This is a genomic window from Roseibium sp. RKSG952 (assembly GCF_009711355.1).
Genome location: NZ_SMMF01000625.1, coordinates 1 through 2,676, shown reverse-complemented (window position 1 = coordinate 2,676; position 2,676 = coordinate 1). Strand labels below are relative to the sequence as shown.

At 57.7% G+C, this 2,676-nt stretch carries 4 protein-coding genes; 3 read left to right on the top strand and 1 reads right to left on the bottom strand.

From position 1 onward, the window contains the following. Positions 1 to 198 precede the first annotated feature (198 nt). Both E1297_RS02960 and E1297_RS02955 read left to right on the top strand, forming a co-directional pair. On the top strand, positions 199 to 795 hold the full coding sequence (locus tag E1297_RS02960) for a hypothetical protein (protein ID WP_155133723.1): 597 nt from the start codon (positions 199 to 201) through the stop codon (positions 793 to 795). Then, on the top strand, positions 792 to 1,469 hold the full coding sequence (locus tag E1297_RS02955) for a hypothetical protein (protein WP_155133720.1): 678 nt from the start codon (positions 792 to 794) through the stop codon (positions 1,467 to 1,469). The genes E1297_RS02960 and E1297_RS02955 overlap by 4 nt, the downstream gene beginning before the upstream one ends. A 3-nt stretch (positions 1,470 to 1,472) precedes the next feature. Here the strand turns inward: E1297_RS02955 and E1297_RS02950 are convergent, their stop codons facing one another. Beyond that, on the bottom strand, positions 1,473 to 2,456 hold the full coding sequence (locus tag E1297_RS02950; protein WP_368669446.1) for a DNA cytosine methyltransferase: 984 nt from the start codon (positions 2,454 to 2,456) through the stop codon (positions 1,473 to 1,475). On the opposite strand from E1297_RS02950, the gene E1297_RS51185 reads away from it, so the two are divergent. Beyond that, positions 2,340 to 2,676, top strand: a 337-nt coding sequence (locus E1297_RS51185; RefSeq protein ID WP_368669447.1) for a hypothetical protein, incomplete at its 3' end; no start/stop codon positions are given. The two genes, E1297_RS02950 and E1297_RS51185, sit on opposite strands and share 117 nt — an antisense overlap.

Here is a 2,676-nt window from a genome sequence, read left to right as displayed (position 1 = left end):
TGCGCTCTTGCCCCTCCCTGAAGGAAGGGGGTTGCCGCGCTTCAGGATCACCTAGGTGCGCTCCATCAAATGAATCCCTGTCGCCGGCGCAAAAATTATTTACGCGACCCCCTTTGTTCATCGATCTCGACGACCGCTTTTGAGGATGCGGAAAATCGTACGATCATTGGTTAAAGCCATTCGAATAGGGAACCACCCATGAGCGCCCCGGAGAAACTTGACCGAGCTTCCCTTCGTAAATTGCTCTCCGCACTCGGCAAACGAATTTCCGAAACCGGAAAACTCGTGGAGATCGCCGTCATGGGAGGGGCTGCCGTCGTTCTCACGATGGATGCCGGCCGCGACGCAACAAGGGACGTGGACTTCTCCTTTATCTCCGGAGACCGATCCGCGCTCGATGCTGCCGCGCTCGAAGTCGCGAAAGAAAACGGACTTCCCGAGGATTGGCTGAACGACGCCGTCGAGGGACTCGCCTCTGACGCCCCTGAATACACCGCCAGCATGGAATTCCCGGCCGCTGACACGGGGCTGCGGATCTTCCCTGCTAAGCCCGAGTACCTCCTCGCGATGAAGGCTTGGTGCCTCCGTTCGGGCCTGGAATCCCATGACGCGGAGGACATATGGAACCTCACCAAGGAACTTGGCGTGACATCCGTCGACGAAATCGATGCTATCCACGCCAAGTTTTTCCCGGACCGCGACCTGTCAGACATGACGAAGGCGATCCTCGAGGATCTCGTCAGCGCGAGGAACACCGGGAAATCCTATGATCCAATGATCGCCTGGCACGGATGAAACGCCCGCAGCTCCCGTTCCGGGAAAAAGTTTCTTTGCATCTCTCGTCCGCATTTGCGCACAATCTGGAAAATGAACAAACTCCAACGACGCCCCGAAACATGAACCTTCGAACGAAAGTCAAAGACGAACTCCAGCGCAGCATTACCACCGAAGGCCCGAAAAACGCCCGTCGCGCGGGAATGAAGATCCGAAGCGCCAATAATGTTGACAAAAAGCCTCTGATGTGCGAGAAGCCACATATGAGCACACACTCACACAGACCGCGCTCGTTGGCCGAGATAGCCCTGAATGTGCGCGGCGACACGCCCTATAATCACGCGATGAAGGAATTCATCGACCACCTCAGCGTGGTCTGTCCCCCATCAACAAGAGAAGAAGGGACCGTGGCAGTACCCTTGGGTGCATTCTCCGAAGAACCCGTTCGTCTGGAGCGCAAGCCCCATAACGCCCACCTCGCCGGCATGGCCGAGTTTCTGGCGCACCTGGCCGACGTTCAGCCGCCGGAATGGTGTTTCAAGAATCGCTTCTTCCTCAAGGAACCCTTCGTTGTCGCCCCGGGACGGCGTTCAGGCGAAATGATCATGGCCGCGACACCAGGAGCCTTCAAGAGACGCAACCTCTTCTGCGGTGCCGTCCTGCGCGACTTCGTGAACTCTAAGACGGGACGCTGACACTCAGGCGGCGGCCAACTCCGCGCTGCCATCCTCTGCAACGACCACCTCATCTACAGCCTTTGGCTGAGACTTCCTTCTTTCCCGCTTCACGGGCTGCTTCTTCAGCCCCAACTTTTGCAAGACGCATTCTCCAACGAAGCGACCCAGCTCAACCGGAACGGCGTTGCCGATCATCTGCTCCAGAGCGGTCTTGGAAAGCTTTTCCGGCCACACGAATTCCCTTGGAAACGTCTGAACGCGAGAGCGCTCGTTGACGGTCAACGCCCGAACCGAGACATGGGAAGGATCAGCTACGTCGCCGGGGTGCGCGGTGTAGGTTCCGGAAGGCTCCCGGTTCACGCCACGGATCGTGGCAGACGGTTCGTCTATCGAGAACACGCCCCTGCGTTTGTAGCTTCTCGGATGACGGTAATAGTGCTCGATGTCGATCTCGTCGCCCATGTACTCGCGCACCGACATCGGCTGGTCGGCGAGGCGCTCCTCGATGACGTCATTCAGCCAGCCGTCCTCGTATCCGATCGCTCCAACCACGAAGAGGCGCTTCCGCTTCTGCGGAACCCCGCACAAGGAGGCATCGAGAACCCGTTGCGTGAGGCCGTATCCCGCTGCGCGGAAAAGGTCGTTCGCCTGCCTGTAGGTTTCGCTGCGGATTGCGGGTTCGACATTCTCCATGATAAAGACCTTGGGAAGAGCGTAAATGACCGCGTCGGCGAATTCCAGCGTCAACGATGCTCGACCCCCCTCGTTCCTCTTTCCAGCAGAGGAATAGTCCTGACACGGAGGTCCTCCGGCGATCACTTCCGGAGCGTAGATTCTCATGAGCGCTCGAGTTCTATCCCGGTCCTTCAGGTCCGACAGAATAGCATCGTGCTCAAGGTTCTTCCGGTACGTGGACATAGCCCCTTCGTTGAAGTCCATACCGAGAACGACATTGAATCCAGCCCTTTCGAGACCGAGCGAAAGGCCGCCGCAACCGCAAAACAAGTCAACCGTCTTCAAACCCATGGGGCTTTCGTCTTCCTTATTGAATCCTTATATCTTAAGGATACACAGGCGGCGCCTTCGCTCAAGAGGAAAAGGATTCGTCGGTGCGATCGCTCGGGTTTTCCTCTGGAAGCTATACGACGCGTCCGAATTCGAGGCGCGGTTAACGTCTTCCCCGTCCTGAAGGACAGGGATTTTAGCGAAGCGCAAGCCGTCAGGC